Origin of the sequence: Streptomyces sp. NPDC051555, assembly GCF_044454405.1 — a bacterium.
Classification (GTDB): Bacteria; Actinomycetota; Actinomycetes; order Streptomycetales; family Streptomycetaceae; genus Streptomyces.
The window spans coordinates 1-19,494 of sequence record NZ_JBITDP010000027.1 but is presented as its reverse complement, the minus strand read 5'-3'; the positions used below and the strand labels follow the sequence as shown (position 1 = coordinate 19,494).

The 19,494-nt window shown below is 71.2% G+C and carries 13 protein-coding genes; 5 read left to right on the top strand and 8 right to left on the bottom strand.

The features are described from left to right. Positions 1-118: 118 nt before the first annotated feature. Together pepN (ACIBEA_RS36360) and ACIBEA_RS36355 are read right to left on the bottom strand one after the other, a co-directional pair. Positions 119-2,704, bottom strand: coding sequence for an aminopeptidase N (gene pepN, locus ACIBEA_RS36360; RefSeq protein ID WP_399267489.1), 2,586 nt, complete (start codon positions 2,702-2,704; stop codon positions 119-121). A gap of 163 nt (positions 2,705-2,867) precedes the next feature. Further along, entirely contained in the window at positions 2,868-3,896 is a 1,029-nt protein-coding gene (locus tag ACIBEA_RS36355; RefSeq protein ID WP_399267488.1) for an aspartate-semialdehyde dehydrogenase, read from the bottom strand. A gap of 266 nt (positions 3,897-4,162) precedes the next feature. Between ACIBEA_RS36355 and ACIBEA_RS36350 the strand changes: the two genes are divergently transcribed. Continuing rightward, positions 4,163-5,644: a M28 family metallopeptidase gene (locus tag ACIBEA_RS36350; RefSeq protein WP_399267487.1), complete on the top strand. Its 1,482-nt coding sequence runs from the start codon at positions 4,163-4,165 to the stop codon at positions 5,642-5,644. Between the two features lie 97 nt (positions 5,645-5,741). On the opposite strand, the gene ACIBEA_RS36345 is transcribed toward ACIBEA_RS36350, so the two are convergent. Together ACIBEA_RS36345 and ACIBEA_RS36340 are read right to left on the bottom strand one after the other, a co-directional pair. Continuing rightward, positions 5,742-9,065, bottom strand: coding sequence for a S8 family serine peptidase (locus ACIBEA_RS36345; RefSeq protein ID WP_399267486.1), 3,324 nt, complete (start codon positions 9,063-9,065; stop codon positions 5,742-5,744). Positions 9,066-9,339: 274 nt separating this feature from the next. Further along, positions 9,340-9,906, bottom strand: a complete 567-nt coding sequence (locus ACIBEA_RS36340) for a CGNR zinc finger domain-containing protein (RefSeq protein ID WP_399267485.1) — start codon at positions 9,904-9,906, stop codon at positions 9,340-9,342. A gap of 124 nt (positions 9,907-10,030) precedes the next feature. On the opposite strand from ACIBEA_RS36340, the gene ACIBEA_RS36335 reads away from it, so the two are divergent. Together ACIBEA_RS36335 and ACIBEA_RS36330 are read left to right on the top strand one after the other, a co-directional pair. Further along, positions 10,031-10,492, top strand: coding sequence for a VOC family protein (locus tag ACIBEA_RS36335; RefSeq protein WP_399267484.1), 462 nt, complete (start codon positions 10,031-10,033; stop codon positions 10,490-10,492). A 14-nt stretch (positions 10,493-10,506) separates the two neighbouring features. Further along, positions 10,507-11,454 carry a pyridoxamine 5'-phosphate oxidase family protein gene (locus ACIBEA_RS36330; protein ID WP_399267483.1) on the top strand — a complete coding sequence of 316 codons (948 nt, stop codon included), beginning with the start codon at positions 10,507-10,509 and terminating at the stop codon, positions 11,452-11,454. Here the strand turns inward: ACIBEA_RS36330 and ACIBEA_RS36325 are convergent. Together ACIBEA_RS36325 and pepN (ACIBEA_RS36320) are read right to left on the bottom strand one after the other, a co-directional pair. Further along, positions 11,430-12,389, bottom strand: a complete 960-nt coding sequence (locus ACIBEA_RS36325; RefSeq protein WP_399267482.1) for a hypothetical protein — start codon at positions 12,387-12,389, stop codon at positions 11,430-11,432. The two genes, ACIBEA_RS36330 and ACIBEA_RS36325, sit on opposite strands and share 25 nt — an antisense overlap. Positions 12,390-12,793: 404 nt before the next feature. Further along, a complete protein-coding gene (gene pepN, locus ACIBEA_RS36320; protein ID WP_399267481.1) occupies positions 12,794-15,349 on the bottom strand; it encodes an aminopeptidase N in 2,556 nt (851 codons plus the stop codon). Between the two features lie 164 nt (positions 15,350-15,513). Here pepN (ACIBEA_RS36320) and ACIBEA_RS36315 point away from each other — a divergent pair, with 164 nt between their 5' ends. Continuing rightward, the gene (locus ACIBEA_RS36315) at positions 15,514-16,161 is read left to right on the top strand and encodes a DsbA family protein (RefSeq protein WP_399267480.1); all 648 of its coding nucleotides are present in this window, start codon (positions 15,514-15,516) and stop codon (positions 16,159-16,161) included. A 48-nt stretch (positions 16,162-16,209) separates the two neighbouring features. Further along, the gene (locus ACIBEA_RS36310) at positions 16,210-16,944 is read left to right on the top strand and encodes a hypothetical protein (RefSeq protein ID WP_399267479.1); all 735 of its coding nucleotides are present in this window, start codon (positions 16,210-16,212) and stop codon (positions 16,942-16,944) included. Between the two features lie 35 nt (positions 16,945-16,979). Here ACIBEA_RS36310 and ACIBEA_RS36305 read toward each other — a convergent pair whose 3' ends face one another. Next, positions 16,980-17,636, bottom strand: coding sequence for a superoxide dismutase (locus ACIBEA_RS36305; protein ID WP_399267478.1), 657 nt, complete (start codon positions 17,634-17,636; stop codon positions 16,980-16,982). A gap of 176 nt (positions 17,637-17,812) precedes the next feature. After that, positions 17,813-19,234, bottom strand: a complete 1,422-nt coding sequence (locus tag ACIBEA_RS36300; RefSeq protein WP_399267477.1) for an amino acid permease — start codon at positions 19,232-19,234, stop codon at positions 17,813-17,815. Positions 19,235-19,494 lie beyond the last annotated feature (260 nt).

The window sequence follows — 19,494 nt, the reverse complement described above, 5'->3', positions numbered from 1 at the left end:
TCAGCCCGGCGGGGCTGTATACAGCCCGCCCGGCGTTTGAGGGCAATCGGGCAGGCGGGCCCGCGCCTCAAACGCCGGCGGGGCTACACATAGCCCGCCCGGCGTTTGAGGGCGTGGGTCAGGACGCCGCGTCTGCCGACTGGGCGCGGAGGGCTCGCTCGACGCCGGAGCGGGACTCCGACACCAGACGCCGCAGCGCAGCGTTCGGCTCGGCCGCCGACAGCCACGCGTCCGTCGCGTCCAGCGTCTCCTGGGAGACGAGGAGCGCCGGGTACAGGCCCACCGCGATCTGCTGCGCGATCTCGTGGCTGCGGGAGTCCCACACGCCCTTGACCGCCGCGAAGTACTTCTCCGCGTACGGCGCCAGCAGCTCGCGCTGGTCGGTCTGCACGAAGCCGCCGATCACGGCCTCCTGCACGGCGTTCGGCAGGTCGCCGGACTCCACCACCGAGGCCCACGCCTCGGCCTTCGCCTCGGCGGTCGGCCGCGCGGCGCGCGCGGTCGCCGCGTGGCGCTCGCCCGCCGCGGTCTTGTCCCGCTCCAGCTCCGCCGCGATCGCCGCCTCGCCGAGCACGCCGGTCGCGACCAGCCGCCCCAGGAACGCCCAGCGCAGCTCGGTGTCGACCACGAGGCCGTCGATCTCGGCCTGCCCGTTCAGCAGCGCCGCCAGGAAGGTCAGCTGCCCCTCGGTGCGGGCCGTCGCCGCGAAGGCGCGGGCCCAGGCGAGCTGGTGGTCGCTGCCGGCCGGGGCCGCGCGCAGGTGCTCCAGCGTGGCCTCGGTCCAGGTCGCCAGGCCGCTCTCGCGCCAGGCCGGGTCGGCGTACAGGTCGACGGCCAGCTTCACCTGGCGGTGCAGCGACTGCACCACGCCGATGTCCGACTCCTTGCCGATGCCCGACAGGACGAGGGCGAGGTAGTCGCGCGCGGCCAGTTCGCCGTCGCGCGTCATGTCCCAGGCCGAGGCCCAGCACAGCGCGCGCGGCAGCGACTCCTGGAAGTCGCCCAGGTGCGCGGTGACCGTGGCGAGCGAGAGCTCGTCGAGGCGGACCTTGGCGTAGGACAGGTCGTCGTCGTTGAGCAGGACGACGTCGGGGCGCTGGAGACCGACGAGCTCCGGTACGTCCGTCAGCTCGGCGGCGGTCACGTCCAGCTCGACGCGCCGCTCGCGCAGCAGCCGCCCGCTCTCCCGGTCGATCGAGTAGAAGCCGATCGCGATCCGGTGCGGACGCAGGACCGGCTCGCCCTTGGCGCCGGCGGGCAGCGCCGGGGCCTCCTGGCGGACGGCGAAGGAGGTGATGACGCCGTTCGCGTCGGTCTCGATCGCCGGGCGCAGGATGTTGATGCCGGCCGTCTCCAGCCACGCCTTCGACCAGGTGCTCAGGTCGCGGCCGGAGGTCTCCTCCAGCGCGCCGAGCAGGTCGGACAGGCGGGTGTTGCCGAAGGCGTGGGCCTTGAAGTAGGCCTGGACGCCCTTGAAGAACGGCTCCATGCCGACGTAGGCGACGAGCTGCTTGAGCACCGAGGCGCCCTTGGCGTAGGTGATCCCGTCGAAGTTGACGAGCACGTCGTCCAGGTCACGGATGTCGGCCATGATCGGGTGCGTCGAGGGCAGCTGGTCCTGCCGGTACGCCCAGGTCTTCATGGAGTTGGCGAAGGACGTCCAGGCGTGCGGCCACTTCGAGTCCTCGGCGTAGGCCTGGCAGGCGATCGAGGTGTAGGTCGCGAACGACTCGTTCAGCCACAGGTCGTTCCACCACTCCATGGTGACCAGGTCGCCGAACCACATGTGCGCCAGCTCGTGCAGGATGGTCTCGGCGCGCAGCTCGTACGCCGCGTCGGTCACCTTCGAGCGGAAGACGTACTGGTCACGGATGGTGACCGCGCCCGCGTTCTCCATCGCGCCCGCGTTGAACTCCGGCACGAAGAGCTGGTCGTACTTCGCGAAGGGGTAGTCGTAGGCGAACTTCTCCTGGAACCAGGTGAAGCCCTGCCGGGTCACGTCGAAGATCGCGTCCGCGTCGAGGAACTCGGCGAGCGAGGGCCGGCAGTAGATGCCGAGCGGGACGGACTGGCCGTCGGCGCCCTCGTGGCTGCTGTGGACCGCGTGGTACGGGCCGACGATCAGCGCGGTGATGTAGGTGGAGATCCGCGGGGTCGGCTCGAAGCGCCAGACGTTGTCCTTGACGTCGGCGGCCTCCGGCGTCGGGGAGTTCGAGATCACGGTCCAGCCCTCGGGGGCCGTCACGGTGAACTGGAACGCCGCCTTCAGGTCGGGCTGCTCGAAGCTCGCGAAGACGCGGCGGGCGTCCGGCACCTCGAACTGGGTGTACAGGTAGGCCTGCTCGTCGACCGGGTCGACGAAGCGGTGCAGGCCCTCACCGGTGTTGGTGTAGGCGCAGTCGGCGACGACGCGCAGCTCGTTGGAGCCGGCCAGCAGGCCCGGGAGCGCGATCCTGGAACCCTGGAACACGGCGGCCGCGTCCAGCGCGGTGCCGTTCAGCACGATCTCGCGGACGGACGGCGCGACCAGGTCGATGAAGGACTCCGCGCCCGCCTCGGAGGCCTCGAAGCGCACGGTGGTCGCGGACCGGAAGGTGCCGCCCTCCTGCGCACCGCTGAGGTCGAGATCGATCTCGTACGAGTCGATGGTCAGCAGCTTCGCGCGCTGCTGGGCTTCTTCGCGGGTCAGATTCGTGCCAGGCACGCGGCATCTCCTTCGATGGTGACGTTGCCCGGCCATCCTTCCATGCGGGCCGCGTCACCGCGTCGGAGTAATCCATGGGCGAAATCGCCGGGTGTGTCACCGGCTCCGTACGCGCTTGAGGGGCGGCGCCGGTGCGGCGCCGCCCCTCGCGCTGCGTGCGGGATCAGCCGCGCAGTTCCTCGGCCACCAGCTCCGCGATCTGGACCGCGTTCAGCGCGGCGCCCTTGCGGAGGTTGTCGTTGGAGAGGAAGAGCGCGAGGCCGTTGTCGACCGTCTCGTCCACGCGGATGCGGCCGACGTACGAGGCGTCCTTGCCCGCCGCCTGGAGCGGGGTCGGGATCTCGGACAGCTCGACGCCCGGGGCGGCGCCCAGCAGCTCGTAGGCGCGCTCGACGCTGATCGGAGCGGCGAAGCGGGCGTTGACCTGGAGCGAGTGGCCCGAGAAGACGGGGACGCGCACGCAGGTGCCGGAGACCTTCAGCTCCGGGATGCCCAGGATCTTGCGGGACTCGTTGCGGAGCTTCTGCTCCTCGTCGGTCTCGAAGGAGCCGTCGTCGACCAGGTTGCCCGCGAGCGGTACGACGTTGTAGGCGATCGGGCGCTTGTAGACGGCCGGCTCGGGGAAGTCCACGGCGCCGCCGTCGAAGGTCAGCTGGTCGGCGGCCTCGGCGACCGCGCAGGCCTGGCCCTTGAGCTCGGCGACGCCCGCCAGGCCCGAGCCGGAGACGGCCTGGTAGGTGGTGGCGACCAGCGCGGTCAGGCCGGCCTCGTCGTGCAGGGGGCGCAGCACCGGCATCGCGGCCATGGTGGTGCAGTTCGGGTTCGCGATGATGCCCTTGGGGCGGTCCTTGATCGCCTGCGGGTTGACCTCGGAGACGACCAGGGGGACCTCGGGGTCGCCGCGCCAGGCGGAGGAGTTGTCGATCACGACGGCGCCCTGCGAGGCGACCTTCTCGGCCAGCGCGCGGGAGGTGGCGCCGCCCGCCGAGAAGAGCACGATGTCCAGGCCGGAGTAGTCGGCCGTGGAGGCGTCCTCGATGGTGATCTGCCGGCCCTCCCACTCCAGGACGGTGCCCGCGGAGCGGGCCGAGGCGAACAGCCGCAGCTCGTCCATCGGGAACTTCCGCTCGGCGAGGATGCCGCGCATGACTCCGCCGACCTGTCCGGTGGCTCCGACGATTCCGACCCTCACGGTGACTCCTCTTGGTACGTACGACGCGGGCGCGCGTGAAGCCATCATGCGTTCGACCCCACGAGCCTTGTCCAATCCATTGTCCGAGGAACGGACGGTGTCCGGATCGTGTACCCCCGTGACGAGTATGTGGCGGCCGTGTTGCACAGCCGCCGAACGTCCGTTTTGCCGGTTCCCGGGTGACTACGGTCCGGACTGTCGTGACCGATATGCGGACACGGCCGTCCATAGGGCGAACCATCGCCCCACACCCGGGAGGAACCCCCGTGCGCGCCCACCGCAACCGTCGGTCCATACCGGCGCTCGCCGCCCTCGCGGCCGTCGCCGTCGCCGCTCCGCTGCTGCTGACCGCCAGCCCGGCCACCGCCGCCCCCGCGCGCGACGGGAAGCTCGCCAAGGAGCTGGTCGAGGAGGTCACCGCCCGCGGGGCCTACCGCCACCTGGCGAAGTTCCAGCAGATCGCCGACGCCAACGGCGGCAACCGGGCCGCGGGCTCGCCGGGGCACGCGGCCTCCGCCGCCTACGTCCACGACACCCTGAAGAAGGCCGGGTACCAGGTCTCCTACCAGGACTTCGACATCTTCGAGGCGCACACCAGGACGGAGCGGACCACCGTCCTCGGCGCGGACACCCGCGAGCTGGCCACCGCCGCCTTCACCTTCACCAAGTCCACCCCGGCGGGCGGCCTGGTCGCCCCGCTGGCCCTCGCCCGGGTCGACGAGACCCCCGGCTGCGACGCGGCCGACTACCCCGCCGGGGCCTTCGCCGGGAAGATCGCCCTGGTCAAGCGGGGCAGCTGCACCTTCGTGGAGAAGCAGAAGGCGGCCGCCGCGGCCGGTGCGATCGGGGTCATCGTCTACAACCACAGCGGGACCACCCCGGTCCGCGGCGGCTTCTCCTCGCCCACCGAGGGCGTCATCCCGAGCGCGGGCATCACCCTCGCCGACGGCGAGGCGCTGACCGCGGCCGCCGCCAAGGGCGAGGTGTCGGTGCGCCTGGACCTCGACCAGGAGCACGTGAAGAAGACCACGCGCAACGTGATCGCCGAGACCCGCGGCGGCCGCGCCGACAAGGTGGTCGCGCTCGGCTCCCACCTGGACTCGGTCCCCGAGGGCCCGGGCATCAACGACAACGGCTCCGGCTCGGCCGGTCTGCTGGAGGTCGCCCTCAAGCTGGCCGACGAGGGCGCCAACAAGAAGGGCAAGGGACCCGCGAACAAGGTCCGCTTCGCCTGGTGGTCGGCGGAGGAGCTGGGCCTGCTGGGCTCGGAGCACTACGTGGCCCAGCTGTCCGAGAAGCAGAAGAAGGACATCGCGCTCTACCTGAACTTCGACATGATCGCCTCGCCGAACCCGGTCCAGTTCGTCTACGACGGCGACGACTCGGACAAGGTCGGCGAGGGCGCCGGTCCGGCCGGATCGGCGCAGATCGAGGCGCTGATCAACGGCTTCCTCGACAAGAAGAAGAAGCCGCACGAGGGCAGTGACTTCGACGGCCGCTCCGACTACGGCCCGTTCATCGCGAACGGCATCCCGGCGGGCGGCACCTTCACCGGCGCCGAGGGCATCAAGACCGCCGAGCAGGCCAAGCGGTACGGCGGGAAGGCGGGGGCCCCGTACGACCCCAACTACCACGGGGCCGGCGACACCCTGAAGAACCTCGACCTCAAGGCGTTCGACACCAACCTGGACGTCATCGCGTACGCGGTGGGCACCTACGCCCAGGACCTGAGCTCGATCGGCAAGTAGCCGCGCGAGAAGGGGGGAACGGGGGAACGGGGGAACGGGGGGAGGGGCGGTGCTCATAGAGCACCGCCCCTCCGTCATGCCGTGATCAGGTCGACCGTTACGGGAGGACCTTCTCGATCTGCACGCTGCCGGTGCCGGCGGCGGTGCCGCGGCCGTTGAGCAGCTGGACCTGGCCGAAGAACTGACGGCCCTCGGGGGCCGCGCTGTTGACCAGGACGTTCGCCGAGACGCTCGTCGAGGCACCGTTGGCGAGGTTCACCTTGGCGGCCTCGTCGACCTGGACGGAGCCCAGGGCGGAGGAGAAGAACACGTCACGGTAGTCGTACGTGGTGGTGCCGGACGGCACCGCGTAGCCGGTGACGATGATCGTGTAGGTGCCGGCGGCCGGGTTGGCCAGGCTCACGGCCTCCTCGGAGTCGCCGTCGGCGGAGGAGCCGACCTTGACACCGTTCAGCTGGACTTCGAGGTCCAGGTCGGCGGCGGTGTCGGAGACGCCGCCGATGGCGATGTCCAGACGCGAGACGCCCGCACCGATGGTGACGGTCGAGGTCTGCACCTCGCCGGCCTTGATGGTCGGCTTGGCGACCTTCGCGGACCCGAGCTGGCCGCCCTGGAGCTTGCCGCCGGTGATGGCCGCGCCGTCGTTCTTGACGGTCCACTGGACCGGAGCCGCGGTGCCCTGCTTGACCTCGGGGAGCACCTTGACCGCCGGGTCGAAGCCCGCGCCCAGGACGCTGACGTCCAGCTTGAACGGGTTGTCGAGCAGCGGCGACGTGCGGCGCGCCTCGACCTCGATCTCCCAGACGCCGGGCGTCGGGTTGGCGTACGAACGAAGGTCGGGGCGGCAGGTGTTGGCCGGGTTGTCGTAGTTCGGGTAGCACTGCGTCGTCGCGCTGTCCTCGACGCCCACGCCGTACGGGTGGATCGAGATGAAGCGCGTCTGGCTGCCCGCCGCGAGACCACCGAGCGCGACCTCAAGGGTCTTGGCGCCCTGCGGCACGGTGACGAAGTACGACTTGTTGCTGTTGCGCTGCACGGACGAGGTGTCCGAGAGGCCGAAGGACGGCTTCGCCAGCGGGGTCGCCGCGACGACGGTCGTCATGATCTGCTTGTCGATGCCCTCGGTGGTGGCGTCGTCCAGCTGCAGGATGCCGCTGTGCGCGCCCGCCGTCTTCGGGTTGGCCTCGACCTTGATCGTGACGGGCTTGTTCAGCGGCAGGGTGACGTAGTCGTAGCCGCCGACCACCTTGAAGGTGCCGTCGTTGTTGCGCCAGGTCAGGTCGTGGCGGGTGCCGTACTTGACGCCGGTGGTACGGGTGACGACGACGTTGTAGACCTTCTTCTGGCCGACCTTCAGGCCGCCCTCGCGGTCGTAGAGGCCGGTGCCGAAGCCCGGGGTCTTCAGGAACTGGTCGATCGCGGTGTCGACCGGGGCCTTGACGGCGAAGTCATTGGCCTTCGGGCCGCGCTGGATGGACTCCCACGCGCCACCGATGTCGATCAGGCCGGCGCCCTGCTCGTGCGCGGAGGCCCCGTCGATCTTCTTCGCGGTGCTGGTGAGCGCGATGCGCAGGCTCGACGGGGTCAGCGCGACGTTGTTCTGCTTGGCGGCCGAGATCAGCAGGGCGCTGGCGCCCGTCGCCTGCGGCGAGGACATCGAGGTGCCCTGGAGCATCGAGTAACCGGCCGGCAGGGTGTAGCCGGCCTCCTTGACCGGGGAGCCGGGCAGCCAGGTCTGGGTGGTGTTGATCGCGGCGCCGGGGGCGGTGATGGTCGGCGTCAGGCCGCCGTCCTCGCGCGGACCGCGCGAGGAGAACGGGAAGAGCGCGTACTTCTTGGTCACGCCGGAGCCGTAGTTGGCGGCCCAGGTCTCCTTGGAGACCGCGGCGCCGACGCTGATGACCTTGTCGGCGAGGCCGGGGTCACCGATGGTGTTGACGCCCGGGCCCTCGTTGCCCGCCGAGATGACGAGCTGGACGCCGTAGGTGTCGATCAGGCGGGTGTACAGCTCGGAACGCGCGTTGTTGCCGTCGTTCAGCGCCGGCAGGCCGCCGATGGACATGTTGACGATGTCCACGTGGCGGTTGACGACGAGGTCGATCATGCCCTCGGTCAGCGCGATGTTGGTGCAGCCGCCGGTCCAGGAGCAGGCGCGCGAGGAGACGATCTTCGCGCCGGGGGCCTCACCGTTCATCTTGCCGCCGAACAGGCTGTTCGCCGCGGTGATGCCCGCGACGTGGGTGCCGTGCTCGGACTCGATGATGCCGATGTTGACGAAGTCGGCCTTCTTGCCGACCCAGTCCCCGCCGTACGGGTCCATCGGGACGTCCTTGCGGATCTCGATGGTGAACGGGATCCGCTCGGCGACGTCGGTCGCCGGGTTGTCCGTGCCGAAGTAGCCGATCTGGTAGCCGTCCTTGTACGGCTTCATCGGCTCGTTGTTGGTGAAGTCGCCGTCCTGGTCGGTGTCGACGCGGACGGTGCCGGCCACCGGGTCGTACAGCATGCCGAACTTGTCGGTGGTGTCGCCGTCGCGGTTGACGTCGCCCTTCATGTCACCGGTGGCGGTGATGGACTCGCTGAAGCGGCTCCACTGGAACGAGCCCTCGGGGGCCTTCCAGCTCTGGCCGCCCGCGGTGAAGGAGCCGCCGGTCGAGGTCACCGGGGTGATCTGCGGGCGCCAGGTCGCGTCGTTGTCCGCGATCGGGTCGGTCGCCGTCACCCAGTCGACGATCTTGCGCTCGCCGGTGGTGGTCTTCTGGAGCGCGGGGTGACCGAGGTCGACGCCGGAGTCCAGGATGCCGATGGTCACGCCGCGGCCGTCGGCCTGCGGGTTCTGCTGCACGAAGTCGACCGCGCCCGTCTCGAAGGACGGGTTGTACGGGTTCTTCGCGGGGGTGTTCTTGTCGGGCCCGGGGTAGGTCTCGGAGGCCGTCTTCTTCGCAGGCGCGTTCTCCTGCTTGGCGTCGGGACGCGGGTCCGGCAGCGAGATCTCGTGACGCAGGTCGATGCCGTGCACGGTCGACAGCTTGGCGGCGGCCTTGAGGGCCGCGTCCGCCTTGTCGGTCGGCAGCGTGGCGCGCACGTAGCCGAGCTTGTCGTACGTCTGGCCCACCGAGGCGCCCTGTACGGCGTCCAGCTGCTGGGCCACCTGCTTGGTCTCGCCGGGGGCGGTCGCCACCATCACGGTGACGGTCTTCTCGCCCTTGGCCTGCGCCTGCTGGAGCAGTTCGGCGTCGGCGGAACCGAGCTTCTGGTCTGCGGACTTGACCGCGGCGGAAGCGGCCGGGTCGACGGTGCCACCCGCAGCGAACACGGGCACCGCGCCGGTGGCCGCGAGGGCGGCCACCAGGCCCGCGGCGGCCGCGACGCGTGCGACGCGTCGCGTGCCGGATATGGAGCCGGGGGATTCGAGGGTCATCAGCATCCCTGGATAAGTGAAAGAAACGGTCCGGATTTCGGTGCCGGATGACCGGTCAGCTTGGCGCAAGTGACAGCTGTTTGGGGAGGGTTGTCATTGACCGTGACCTGTCATGGCGGATATTCGCCACCGCGGGGTATGCGCCACTGGGGCCTTAAGCGGGCAGACCCGCACCAACCGAGGGTGCTGAAGAGGAGATTTGTAGACTCGCTGACCGGATGTCAGCGCATGGACCGCGCCGGGGTGCACTCCGGGTGTGACAGATTCGCGGCCTCTAGCGCTCGCGCGTGCGCGCGTAATGGCGGGAGGCCTTCGCCCGGTTCCCGCAGGCGGTCATCGAGCACCAGCGCCGGGTGCCGTTGCGCGAGGTGTCGTAGAAGCGCAGGACGCAGCTCTCCGAGGCGCACGTGCGGATCCGGTCGGGCGCGGCGGTCAGCAGGTCGAGGTAGCCGCGGGCGGCCGTCCAGGCCGGGCCCCAGGCCGGGTCGGCGAACTCGGCCCGCTCGCCCGGCCCTTCGGAGGTCAGCGTGGCACGGATCCGGCCGTGTTCGAGCACCGCGTCGACCAGCGCGCGGGCCCCCGCGTCGGCGGGGTCCGCGACCGCGCGGGCCAGTGCCTCGCGCGCGGTCAGCAGGTGGATCAGGGTCGGCGGGTCGGCCCGGAAGCGGTCATCGAGCCCGGTGGAGCGCAGCCAGAGGGCCACCCCCTCCACCCGGGTCAGCCCGGCGTCGCCGGCCCCGGCGAAGAGGTCGGTGAGCACCCCGTCCCGCATCCAGCGGGTGTTCAGCAGGTCCAGGGCGATCGGTTCCCCGGTCAGCGGCCGCGGATCCGTCGTCGTCATGCCTGCTCCTGTGGCCCCTCGAAGGTCGGACTAACCCCTCAAGGATACGTGACCGGTTGACTGTGCGGCCTATAACCTTTAACTTTGATGTAGAAGGTTAGCCACTGGGAAGGAACCGGCCACCATGACGACGACCGCCATCAGCGCGCTGCGCACCGGCCACATCGGCCTGAACGTCACCGATCTCGACCGCTCGCTCGGCTTCTACCGGGACGCGCTCGGTTTCGAGCTGCTCGGCGAAGGCAAGGAGGCGGACCGCCGCTACGCCTTCCTCGGCCAGGACGGCGCACTCGTCCTCACGCTCTGGGAGCAGGCGAGCGGCCCCTTCGCCCCGGCCGCCGCCGGACTGCACCACCTGGCCCTGTCGGCGGACACGATCGAGGAGGTGCGGGCGTACGAGGAGCGGCTGCGCGGGCTCGGCGTCGACTTCGCCTACGAGGGGGTCGTCCCCCACCGCGAGGGCGCGGCCTCCGGCGGGATCTTCTTCCACGACCCCGACGGCACCCGGCTGGAGATCTCCGTCCCGGCCGGTGTCGAGGACGCTCCGGCGCCCGTAACGGGCGCTCCCACCTGCGGTTTCTTCTAGAAAGGGGTACGGGCGTGACGTACCGCCGAGGTTCCCTGGATGTGCAGCGGCGCGTGGGTGTCCGGGAGGCCGCCGAGCACGTCGGGCGCGCCGTGGGCAGTGGCATCCGCGAGGTCGCGGCCGTCTTCCTGGAGCAGCAGCCCTTCCTGGTGGTCGGGGCCGCGGACGCCGCGGGCCTGCTGTGGGCTTCGCAGCTCACCGGCCCGCCCGGCTTCGTACGGGCCACCGGGCCGCACCGGATCACGGTGAGCGGCGGGGTCCCCGAGGGCGATCCGCTCGCCGGGGTGCTCGCGATCCCCGGGACCGCCGTGGGCACCATCGCCCTCGACCCGCGGACCCGGCGCCGGATGCGGCTCAACGGGGTCGTGGACGCGGGGGCGCGGGTGGCGGGCCGGTTCAGCGTCGAGGCGGAGCAGGTCTTCTCCAACTGCCCCAAGTACCTCCAGAAGCGGCAGCCGTTGGAGCTCGTGCCGGAGGGGGGCGGGGTCGAGCGGCGCGGGGGAGCGCTCACCCCCGACCAGCAGGCGTGGGTCCGGTCCGCCGACACCTTCTTCGTGGCGACCACCGCCGAGGGCGGGGTCGAGGCCAGTCACCGCGGCGGCCATCCCGGTTTCGTCCGGGTGGACGCGCCCGGCGAGCTGTCCTGGCCGGACTATCCCGGCAACGCCATGTTCCTGACCCTGGGCAACCTCGTCACCGACCCGCGGGCCGGGCTGCTCTTCCCGCACTGGGAGAGCGGGGCGCTGCTCCAGCTCAGCGGCCGGGCCCGGACCGAGTACACGGCCGACGGCTCCCGGACCGTCCGCTTCACCGTGACCTCGGTGATCGAGAGCCGCCACCCGGGCCGGCTGCGCTGGAGCGGGCCGGAGTACTCCCCGGCCAACCCTCCCGTCGACGCCGGGACCGCCACGGGGGTCGGCCCCGCGCCGCAGGGGGGTCACCGGGGGAGCACGACGAGGTAGGCGGCGGGCTCGCGGTCGGCCGAGGCCGTCAGTGCGGTCCGGACGACCGCCGCCTGCTGCTCGGCGTGGTCGCGCAGCTTGCGCGGGGTGATGTGCAGGACGGTCACCCCGAGCCGCTCCAGGGCGTCCCGCTTGCGCGCGCACTCCGACCACTGCTCGTCCTCGCCCTGGCGCGGGGCCCGGGTGTCCAGCTCCACCGCGACGGCCTGGTCGGGCCAGTAGGCGTCCACCCCGCCCAGGTGAGGGCCGCCGGGGACGCGCAGGTCCACGTTCCACAGCGGCTCGGGCAGGCCGTACAGGCGCACCAGGTCGTACAGCCGGTCCTCGGCGATGGACCGCCCCTCCGCCAGCAACGACTCGACCGCGTCCACCACGTGCGGGCGGTTCAGCAGTCGGGCCACCGTCAACTCCCTTACCAGCGCTGCCGGTTCGCAGTGCCCGCCGCGGACCGCCTCGCTCAGCAGGCGCCGTACGGTCTGGGCGTCCGAGAGCTGCGCGACGGCGTCGGCCACGGCGCGGGCGACCGGAGCCACCGGGAGTCCGGTGACCTCCTGCGGGCGCGGCGGGGTGTGCGAACGGACCACCCGGACGCAGCCGGTGGAGCGGAGCCTGCGGGTGCCGGGGACCAGTACGTCGAGCTGGGGCAGGGCGAGCAGGGTGGGCGCGGAGGTGAACCGGTAGAGCGCGAGCGCCGCGAGCCCCGTGATCATGACCTCGCCGCCGCGGCGGCCCGCGTACAGCAGCGCCGCGTGCAGCCGCTCCTCGCTGGTCGCGGGCCCCGAGTGGAGCAGGAACACCCCGGGCAGGATCTGCTGCCAGGGCCGGCCGGCGGCGTCCGAGGCGGTGACGCCGTGCTCGCGGAGTTCGGCGAGGGTCAGGACGCGGGGGCGGGTGCCGGTGAGGTGCCGGAGGGGGAGGGGCGTGTTGTGGTTCATGAGCCGGGGATTCCGCATCCAGCCGCCCCGCTAACCGCTGTTACACGTTCGTCGACAAATCGGGACAAGCCAGGGCTAAAGTACGGGCGTTCGACTGTCGATAGGGCCCCCGCCGAATCCTGCCCACCGGGGCAACCCCAGCCCACCAGGGGAACCCAGCCTGCCGGGCAAATCCAGCCTGCCCGGCGTTTGAGGGCGTCTTGGAGCGACGCCCGCCCCCCAGCCCGCCCGACGTTTGAGGGCGTCTTTGAGCCGCGCCCGGGGTCGGGCGTTGCCTCCGGCGGCGCCTCAAACGCCGGCGGGGCTGGATTGCGCGGGGCCGGATCGTGCCCGGCCGGATCGTGCGGAGCCGGATGGTGCCGGCGAGGCTGGTGATCAGCCTCGCCGGCGGGTGAGGCGCGGGGTCAGGCCTGGGCCGCCGCGTCACACCGCTGCCCACGCAGCGCACGGGCCAGGTCGTCACGCGCTTCCAGCACCAGTCGACGCAGCGCCGGCGCCGCGTCGGCCCGCTCCGCCAGCCACGCGTCCGCGATGGCCAGCGTCGCGTCCGTGTCCTGGAGCGCGGGGAACAGCCCGCGGACGACGTCCATGCCGATCTGGATCGAACGCTCGCTCCAGACCCGCTCGATCGCGTCGAAGTACCGCTGCGCGTACGGCGCGAGCAGCTCCCGCTGCGAGGACTGCTGCATGCCCGAGATCGTCGCCTCGACCAGCGCGTTCGACAGGGCGTCCGACTCCACCACCACGGCCCACGCCTGCGCCTTGACGGCCTCCGACGGCCGCGCCGCCAGGCACCGCACCTGGTGCCGCCGGCCCGAGGCCGTGTCGTCGCGGGTCAGTTCGGCGGCGAGCACGCCCTCGTCCACCGCGCCGTGCGCGCTCAGCGGCAGCAGGAAGTCCCAGCGCAGCTCCTGGTCCACCTCCAGCCCGTCGATCCGCGCGCTGCCGTCGAGCAGCCCCAGCAGCAGCTGGTAGTCGCCCTCGGTCGTCGCACCGGCCGCGAAGAAGCGGGCCCAGGTCAGCTGGTGCTCCGAACCCGGCTCGGCCAGCCGCAGCTCCTGCAGCGCGCAGGCCGCCAGCACCCGGCCGCCCTGCTCGCGCCACTCCGGCGCGCCGTAGTGGGTGACCGCGCTCTGCGCCTGCGCGTGCAGCATCTGGAGCACGCCGACGTCCGTCTCGCGGCCCGCGTGGGCGAGGACCAGCGCGAGGAAGTCCCGCGCGGGCATCAGCGCGTCGCGCGTCAGGTTCCACAGCGCCGACCAGCACATCGCCCGCGCCAGCGGGTCGGTCAGGTCGCCGAGGTGCGCGCGCAGCGTGGCGAGCGAGCCCTCGTCGAAGCGGATCTTGCAGTAGGTCAGGTCGTCGTCGTTGACCAGGATCAGGTCGGGCCGCTCGGCACCCGCCAGCTCGGCGATCACCGTGCGGGCGCCCGCGACGTCGGCCTCGGTGCGCGCGTAGCGGACCAGCGTGCTGTCCTGCAGCCGGTAGAGGCCGATCGCCACCCGGTGCGGGCGCAGTTCGTCGCCCTCCTGGAGCACGGAGAGCTCGGTGATCCGTCCGGCCGCGTCGTAGGTCACCAGCGGGGTCAGCGCGTTCACGCCGGCGGTCTGGAGCCAGGCCCGCGACCACTGCGCCATGTCCCGGCCGGAGACCTCGGCCAGCACCGTCAGCAGGTCGTCGAGGGTGGTGTTGCCGTAGGCGTTGGCCTTGAAGTAGCGGCGCGCGCCTTCGAGGAAGGCGTCCCGGCCGACGTAGGCGACGAGCTGCTTGAGCACGGCCGCGCCCTTGGCGTACGTGATGCCGTCGAAGTTGAGCTTCGCGTCCTCCAGGTCACGGATGTCGGCCGTGATCGGGTGCGTGGACGGCAGCTGGTCGGCCCGGTAGGCCCAGGCCTTGCGGTTGTTGGCGAAGGTGACCCAGCCGTTGTCGAAGCGGGTCGCCTCGACCATCGAGAAGGTGCCCATGAAGTCCGCGAAGGACTCCTTCAGCCACAGGTCGTCCCACCACTTCATGGTGACCAGGTCGCCGAACCACATGTGCGCCATCTCGTGCAGGATGACGTTCGCGCGCCGCTCGTAGGAGGCCCGGGTGACCTTCCCGCGGAAGATGTACTCCTCGCGGAAGGTGACCATCCCCGGGTTCTCCATGGCGCCCAGGTTGTACTCCGGCACGAAGGCCTGGTCGTACTTGCCGAAGGGGTACGGGAAGTCGAAGTGCTCGTGGAAGAAGTCGAAGCCCTGCTTGGTGACCAGGAAGACGTCGTCCGCGTCGAAGTGCTTGGCCAGCCCCTTGCGGCACATCGCACCGAGCGGGATCGTCAGGTCCCCGCGCGTGTAGGTGTCCGTGACGTAGTGGTAGGGACCCGCGACCACGCAGGTGATGTACGTCGAGATCGGCGCGGTCTCGGCGAAGCGGCGGGTGTCGCCCTCGCGGGACTCCTCCGCGCCGTTGCTCCAGACCTGCCAGCCCTCGGGCGCCGTCACCTCGAAGCGGTAGGGGGCCTTCAGATCGGGCTGTTCGAAGTTCGCGTACACCCGCCGGGCGTCGGCCGGCTCGTACTGGGTGTAGAGGTAGACCTCGCCGTCCTCCGGGTCGACGAAGCGGTGCATGCCCTCACCGGTCCGGCTGTAGGCGCAGTTCGCGTCCACGACCAGCACGTTCTCGCTGGCCAGGTCCGCCAGCGCGATCCGCGAGCCGTCGAAGACGGCGGCCACGTCGAGGGCGGCGCCGTTGAGCGTGACCGCGTTCACCGAGGGGGCGATCAGGTCCGCGAAGGTGGCGGCGCCGGGTACCGCGGAGCGGAAGCGGAGCGTCGTCACCGAGCGGAAGGTCCGTGGCCCCTCGGCCGGTTCGCTCTCGTCCACGGCGGACCGCAGGTCGAGGACGACCTCGTACCCCTGGACGGACAGCAGCTCGGCCCGCTCACGGGCCTCGTCGCGGGACAGGTTTTCACCGGACACGGGCACTCCTTCGTGCGTGTTCACGTGTTCACGTTTTCGGTTCGAATCCTCCCACGGGGAATGCGTTCGGCCGTCGGGCGGTTGCGACGGTGAGCGCGCCCCCGGGTGCGCCCCCCGATCCGTCCCCAGCCGTGTCCCCGAGGACCGCCGTCACGAGGAGAGTCATGCCCGACACCCAGGTGCCCGAGAAGACCCCGGTCGACTTCTGGTTCGACCCGCTCTGCCCCTGGGCCTGGATGACCTCCCGCTGGATGCTGGAGGTCGAGAAGGTCCGCGACATCGAGGTGCGCTGGCACGTCATGAGCCTCGCCGTGCTGAACGAGAACAAGCTCGACGAGCTGCCCGAGCGCTACCGCGACCTGCTCGGCCCCAAGGGTCTGGAGCCGGTCCGCGTGGTCGTCGCGGCCCAGCAGAAGCACGGCAGCGAGGTCACCGGCAAGCTGTACACGGCGCTGGGCACCCGCTTCCACAACGAGGACCAGGGAGCGGGCCGCGAGACCATAGCCGCCGCCCTCGCCGACGTCGGCCTGCCGGCCGAGCTGATCGAGTACGCCGACTCGGACGAGTTCGACGAGATCCTGCGCGCCTCGCACAACAACGGCATAGAGCGGGTCGGCCAGGAGGTCGGCACGCCGGTCATCTCGGTGCCCGGAGTCGACGGCGAGGACGTGGCCTTCTTCGGCCCGGTCGTCACCCCGGCCCCGCGCGGCGAGGCCGCGGCCCGGCTGTGGGACGGCACCCTGCTGGTGGCCTCCACGCCCGGCTTCTTCGAGATCAAGCGGACCCGTACGGTCGGCCCGAACTTCGGCTGACCGGACGGCCGAGTAGCAGCCGCCCGGTTCCTCCCTTACCGTCCCGTTATGGGGACTGGGCAGACCGGGCGGCCGGGTACGGGCGCGGTGGTGCTGGGCCGCGACGGAGGCCGGGCGGACCCGCGGCAGCCGAACGGGAACGCGCCCCACGGCAGCCTCCCGGCCCGCCCGCGCGACCGGGTGCTGCGCGCCGCCGCGCTCGCCGTGCCCCCGCTGTGGACCGCGCTCGGGGTCCGGCACGCCGCGGGCACCCTGCGCCACTACCTGCGGGGCGCGGGGCGCCCGTACCGGGTCGACGCGCGGGCGCTGCTCGCCGTGCCCGTCGTACGGGCGGAGGTCGACCGGCAGCTCGCGCAGTGGCGCGCGGACGCCAGGGCCGTGGGCGAGCCGGGGGCGTACGCGGCGGACAGCGGCTGGCGCGGGGTGCTCATCACCCGGCGCGGCAGCGCGGACTGGTGGCTGGCGCTGCGCGGGGCCGAGTACCGGATCAGCGGCACGGTCCGGGTGCACGGGGACGGGTCGGTGGTGAGCGACTACCGCTTCCAGATCCACAAGAGCTGGAACTTCGACCACGGCGAGTCGGAGTTCGGCATCCCCTTCACGCCCTTCGCCCGGCTCCACGAGACGGGCCTGGCGCACGAGTTCACGGCGGTCGGCGAGGTGGACGGGCTGGTGGACGTGGCGGGTCCGGCGGACGCGGTGGGTCCGGGGTACGCGGAAGGCCCCCGCGAGTCATGTCCTCGCGAGGGCCCTCCGGTGGAAACGTCCGCAAGTGAAGGTTGAGAAGACGATCACGAGGCGGACGGCTCAGTGGCTGATCAGCCCTTGGCCGGGATCAGCAGCGGGGTGTTCGCCTTGGCGTCGGCGAAGCGCTTGGCCACGTCCTGCCAGTTGACGACCTTCCACATGGCCTCGATGAAGTCCACCTTCTGGTTCTTGTACTGAAGGTAGAAGGCGTGCTCCCAGGCGTCGAAGACCAGGATCGGCACCGAGGCCGCGCCCACGTTGCCCTGGTGGTCGTAGATCTGCTCGACGATCAGGCGGCCGCTGACGGGCTCGTACGCGAGCACGCCCCAGCCGGAGCCCTGCGTCGCGGAGGACGCGAAGGTGAGCTGCTTGCGGAACTTCTCGAACGATCCGAAGGACTCGGCGATGGCGTCCGCGAGGTCGCCGAGGCCGTCCTTCTCGTCCGGGACGCCGCCGCCCTCGTCCGTCTTCGGGTTGGCCATGTTGTGCCAGTAGATGCTGTGCAGGATGTGGCCGGAGAGGTGGAACGCGAGGTTCTTCTCCAGGCCGTTCAGCGCGCCCCAGTTCTCCTTGTCGCGCGCCTCGGCCAGCTGCTCCAGCGTGGTGTTGGCGCCCGTGACGTAGGCGGCGTGGTGCTTGTCGTGGTGCAGCTCGATGATCTGCGGGTTGATCACCGGCTCCAGCGCCGCGTAGTCGTAGGGCAGCTCAGGAAGCGTGTAGATGGCCATGCGGATATCCGGTCCCCTCAGTCTTCTTATTGCAACACTTGCGCAACTGCACGCTAGCAGCATCTATTTCCGCAGGCAGCTAAGGGTTACCTGGCTTGTCGGGGCCTCCGGTACGCCGGAGGCCGGGTCCACGCGAACGCATGGACCCGGCCTCGGAGGGATGGTGTGAGGGGTCGTCACCCGGCCGCGCGGGCCGCCGCCGCGCGCTGGCGGACGTATCCGGTGAGCGCGAGCGCGACCGTGAGTCCGCCGGTGAACAGGACCTGGACCCGGGTGTCCTCGCCCACGGCCATCAGGACCAGCACCCCGGCCACCCCGGCCAGGGCCACCCAGGTCAGGTAGGGGAAGCCCCACATCCGCACGACGAGCTTGCGCGGATCCTCGCGCTCCATGCGCCGGCGCAGCACGAACTGGGAGACGGCGATGAAGCCCCAGACGATCAGGATCACTCCGCCGACCATGTTCAGCAGCCAGGCGAACAGGGTCTCCGGGTACCAGTAGGACAGCAGCACGGTGACGAAGCCGAAGCCGGAGGAGGCGAGGACCGCGCGGCGCGGCACCCGGTGGGTGAGCTTGCCCAGTGCCTTGGGCCCCTGGCCGCGGGAGACCAGGGAGTAGGCCATGCGGGAGGAGCCGTAGATGTTGGCGTTCATCGCGGACAGCAGCGCGATCAGGATGACCACGTTCATGACCTGGCCGGCGGCGGGGATGCCCAGGTGGTCCAGGGTGGCGGCGTACGGGCCGTCCTCGGTGACGGCCGGGTCGTTCCACGGCAGCAGCGTCACGATCACCAGCATCGAGCCGACGTAGACGATCGCGATCCGCCACATGGTGGTCTTCACGGCCTTGGCGACGCCCCGGACCGGGTCCTCGGACTCCGCGGCGGCGATGGTCACCGTCTCCAGGCCGCCGTAGGCGACGACCGAGGCCAGCAGGCCGACGAGCAGTCCGTCCACCCCGTTGGGCAGCAGGCCGCCGTCGTGCAGCAGGTTCGCGGTGCCGGGGGAGGAGGTGCCGGGCAGGACGCCGAGGACGGCGAGCACGCCCAGGCCCAGGAAGAGCGCGATGGCGCCGATCTTGAGCGCCGAGAACCAGAACTCGAACTCGCCGAAGTTCGCGACGGCGCCCAGGTTGGAGCCGCAGAACACCGCCATGAAGATCAGCACCCACATCCACGAGGGGGTGCCCGGGAGCCAGCCCGTCACGATGTGCGCCGCGCCGATGGCCTCGATGGCCACGCCGACGCACAGCAGGATCCAGAACATCCAGCCGGCGGTGAAACCGGCCCACGGGCCGATCGCGCGCTCGGCGTGCACCGAGAAGGAGCCGGAGGCGGGGTTCGCGGCGGACATCTCGCCGAGCATCCGCATCACGAACATCACGAGCAGTCCGGACACCGCGTAGGCGAGCACGATCGAGGGCCCGGCGGCGGCGATCCCCGCCCCGGAGCCCACGAAGAGGCCGGCTCCGATGACTCCGCCGAGGGCGATCATCGAGAGGTGTCGCTGCTTGAGGCCGTTGCCGAGGGGGGATCCGGCGGGATCCCCGGGCGTCCGGTCCTCTTGCTGCTCGGGCGGCGTGGCGGTGCGCTGGCTCATGTAGGTGTGCCTGTCCGGTGTGCGGGTGGACGGGGTGAGGTGCACCAGTTTGCCTACCGTCCGTTTATCGGACGTTCCCCGTCCACGATGTGGACGGCCTCTTCACCCGAAGTGATCATCCACCCGCGACCGTGCCATCAGGAGCGGGCGGCTCGCAGTTCGCGTGCCCCCGCGACGAGGAGGACGGCGAGGGCCGCACCGCCCGACCACAGGAGCTGGGGGCGTGCGTCGTCGTCGAAGAGCATGAGGACGAGGACGGC

What these genes read in the sequence shown, in the direction of transcription:
- ACIBEA_RS36345 (WP_399267486.1), bottom strand. Translation starts at nt 9,065, where the DNA reads ATGACCCTCGAATCCCCCGGCTCCATATCCGGCACGCGACGCGTCGCA.
- ACIBEA_RS36340 (WP_399267485.1), bottom strand. Translation starts at nt 9,906, where the DNA reads ATGACGACGACGGATCCGCGGCCGCTGACCGGGGAACCGATCGCCCTG.
- ACIBEA_RS36335 (WP_399267484.1), top strand. Translation starts at nt 10,031, where the DNA reads ATGACGACGACCGCCATCAGCGCGCTGCGCACCGGCCACATCGGCCTG.
- ACIBEA_RS36325 (WP_399267482.1), bottom strand. Translation starts at nt 12,389, where the DNA reads ATGAACCACAACACGCCCCTCCCCCTCCGGCACCTCACCGGCACCCGC.
- ACIBEA_RS36315 (WP_399267480.1), top strand. Translation starts at nt 15,514, where the DNA reads ATGCCCGACACCCAGGTGCCCGAGAAGACCCCGGTCGACTTCTGGTTC.
- ACIBEA_RS36310 (WP_399267479.1), top strand. Translation starts at nt 16,210, where the DNA reads ATGGGGACTGGGCAGACCGGGCGGCCGGGTACGGGCGCGGTGGTGCTG.
- ACIBEA_RS36305 (WP_399267478.1), bottom strand. Translation starts at nt 17,636, where the DNA reads ATGGCCATCTACACGCTTCCTGAGCTGCCCTACGACTACGCGGCGCTG.
- ACIBEA_RS36300 (WP_399267477.1), bottom strand. Translation starts at nt 19,234, where the DNA reads ATGAGCCAGCGCACCGCCACGCCGCCCGAGCAGCAAGAGGACCGGACG.